Genomic DNA, 3,257 nt, shown 5'->3' with positions numbered 1-3,257 from the left:
GCGCCCGTCTCCTTGTTGAAGGCGTGGTACAGCTTGATGATGCCTTCGCAGTGCAGGCTCTCGTCGCGCACCGACCAGGACACGATCTGGCCCATGCCCTTCATCTTGTTCTGGCGCGGGAAGTTCATCAGCATGGCGAAGGACGCGAACAGCTGAACGCCTTCCGAGAAGCCGCCGAACATGGCCAGGGTCCGACAAATGTCGGCGTCGGAGTCGACCCCGAACTTGCCCATATAGTCGTGCTTGTCCCGCATGGCCTCGTATTCCATGAAGGACCCGAACTCGCTCTCGGGCATGCCGATGGTTTCGAGCAGCAGGGCGTAGGCCGCGATATGGATGGTCTCCATATTGCCGAAGGCGGCCAGCATCATCTTGACCTCGGTCGGTTTGAAGACCCGACCGTAGCGTTCCATGTAGTTGTCCTGAACCTCGATGTCCGCCTGGGTGAAGAAGCGGAAGATCTGGGTCAGCAGGTTGCGTTCGCCGTCGTTCAGCGTGGACGCCCAGTCCTTGATGTCCTCGCCCAGCGGCACCTCTTCGGGCATCCAGTGGACCTGCTGCTGCTTCTTCCACATGTCGAACGCCCACGGATAGCGGAACGGCTTGTAGGCGGCGGACGGGGTCAGAAGACCGGCGCGCTCGGGGAGGATGATCGGAGTGATGGCGTTCATCGAACTGGACCTGAGAGCGATTCCAAACAGGCATTCACCATGCGATGCGATGGTCCCGGCGCCAAGTCGAAATAGGTCTATTTTGCGATCACAATTTATCTCGACCGCTAGATGTTGTGTCCGTGCCGCACATTCTTGGGGACGGGCCTGGGGACGCCCCTGGGGATGAAGCCGCGCGCGACGGCTCAGGCGGCTTGGGCGTCCAGGCGAGTTGCGGCGACGCTCAGCGTCTCGTCGATGGCGGCGTAGAGCTTGGCCTGGGTCACCGGCTTGGCAAGATGGCCGTCCATGCCGACGGACAGGCACCGCGCGGCGTCTTCGGGCATGGCCTCGGCGGTGACGGCCAGGATCGGCGTCTGACTGGCGGGATCGGCCAGGGCGCGGATCGCGCGGGTGGCGGCCAGACCATCCATCACCGGCATGCGCACATCCATCAGAATCAGATCGAAAGCCTCGGCCGAGGCGGCGTTCACCGCCTCGCGCCCGTCGCAGGCCTCGGCGGTGTCGCAGTCGGCGGCCTGCAGCATGATGCGCAGCAGATCGCGATTGGCGGGGTGGTCATCGACGATCAGAACCTTCATGCGACGGCTGTCCAGCGGCGCGCCGCTCTCCGTCTCCACCGGAACCACGACCGGCGCCTCAATCTCCAGGGTGAAGGTCGAGCCCTGCCACTGGACGCTTTCGACGACGATGGTTCCGTTCAGGCGCTCGGCGTGGCTCTTGGCCAGCGCCAGGCCGACGCCCGCCCCCTCGTGGGCGCGGCTGGTCGAGGCGTCCGCCTGTTCGAACAGGCGGAACACGCCCGCCAGAGTCTCGGCGTCCATGCCGCAGCCCGTATCCGACACGGCGATCCGCAGCCGGTCCTCGCTCCGATCAACCGTGACGCCCACGCCCCCGTGCGAGGTGAATTTCGAGGCGTTCAGCGTCAGGTGATGCAGGATCTGGCGCAGACGCCGCATGTCTGTCAGCACCCAGCCCTCGGCGTCCGGCGCGATGTGCAGGTCGAACGTCAGGCCGCGGATCTCGGCCCACTCGCGCGCCGGCGCCACGGCGTCCTGGATCAAGGCGCGCAGATCGGCGGGCTTCAGCACGACCTCGTCGCCTCCGCGCGAAATCTCCAGCAAGTCCTCGACCAGACGCAGCATGGATTCGCCGCACTGGCGCACCGCATGGACCTGCCGATGGCCCTCGGCGTCCAGACTGGTGGAGCGCGACAACAGGTCGGCATAGCCGGTGACCCCGGTCAGGGGCGTGCGCATCTCATGGCTCATCAAGGCCAGGAAGCGCGACTTCGCCTCATCGGCGCGCCTGGCCCGGGCCAGGGCGTCCAGCGCCGCCGCCGTGCGCGCCCTCAGACGCGCCGTCAGCCGTCGACGCTCGGTCGACAGGGTGGTGATGGGCAGAACCGACCCCACGACGCACAGCAGGAACAGATGAAACACATTCATCTGGCGCATCACTTCGGGCAGGGCCGCCAGAACCAGATCGGACGGCAGGCGGGTCAGCACGACCGGCCCATGCCCGCTCAGCGTGGCGGCGCCGCCGATGGCCGCGACCAGCACCACCGCGCAGGCGGTCGTGGGCGGGCACAGCCGGAAGGCCAGAAGGATCAGCGGCGGAAACACCGCGAACATCACCGGCGCCGACGACTGGGTGAAGGCCCAAAGCGTGACGCCGCCGACCAGCATCAGCAGGGCGGCCGCCTCGGTGATCGAAGCTTGGGCGTCGTTTTTGAAACGATGATTGCGCGCCAGCAACAGCAAGGACGGCGTGACGATCATCATCGCCAGCAGTTCCATGTCGAACAGGTGGTGCATCCGGAACGCCAGCGTGCCCGGCACCTTCCAGCTCATCAGCACCGCGATTGCGCCCGCCAGCAGGGTGCTGATCAAAACCGCCGGCACGGCGGCGAAGACGGCGAAACGGAAAAGACGCCAAGGCCGGCGCATATCCAGCGCGGCCCCGCAAAAACGGCGCGCCAGCACGGCGGCGACGCAAACCTGGGTCAGGTTCAGGGCGACATTGGTGAACATCATCACGCCGGGGTCACCGCGCACGATGTTGCTGGCGAGGTTGATCGCGGCGCAGGCGAGCATGACGCCGATGGCCTGGCGACGATGAAGCTGAAGGACGGCGGCCAGAAGCACCGCATTGGCCGGCCACAGAACCGTGGCGCCGAAGGCATGCATGCTCCACTGGGCGACCGACAGGCACAGGGCGAACAAGGCCACATAGGCGTAGGGCGACGGCCCAGCCGCGCGGCCGGCCTCGTGACGGAAAAACCGCCAGCGCCCGCCTTCTGCGTTCACCCACTTCAGTCCCATGACGTAACGGTGACACGCAGGGGTTAAGGATCCCGTAGCGGCCCACCTAAGTAGGATTGCGGAACCGCCGTTCAGCGTCGCCGTTTACTCGCCCTTGCCAGCGAAGGGCCCCAGCCAATGTCAGACGTGATCGCCGAACCGACCTTCGAGCCGCCGGCGGACGCCCTGGCCTTCTATGAAGAGAGCCTGCGCCTGCTCAAGGAAAGCGGCATTCCCTTCCTGTTGTCGGGCACCTATGCGGTCACGGCCTACACCGGCATCC

General features: G+C 66.1%; 2 protein-coding genes. Both read right to left on the bottom strand.

The window, feature by feature from the left end:
- A partial coding sequence (locus RT123_RS09405) for a ribonucleotide-diphosphate reductase subunit beta (protein ID WP_313008869.1) occupies positions 1-671 on the bottom strand: 671 nt, incomplete at its 3' end.
- Between the two features lie 185 nt (positions 672-856).
- Positions 857-2,980 (bottom strand): response regulator, encoded by a 2,124-nt coding sequence (locus RT123_RS09400; protein WP_313008867.1) that lies wholly within the window; start codon positions 2,978-2,980, stop codon positions 857-859.
- Positions 2,981-3,257 lie beyond the last annotated feature (277 nt).

The organism is Brevundimonas vesicularis, from assembly GCF_032067225.1.
In the GTDB taxonomy this organism is placed as follows: Bacteria; Pseudomonadota; Alphaproteobacteria; order Caulobacterales; family Caulobacteraceae; genus Brevundimonas; species Brevundimonas vesicularis_F.
This window is presented reverse-complemented; position numbering and strand designations above follow the sequence as displayed.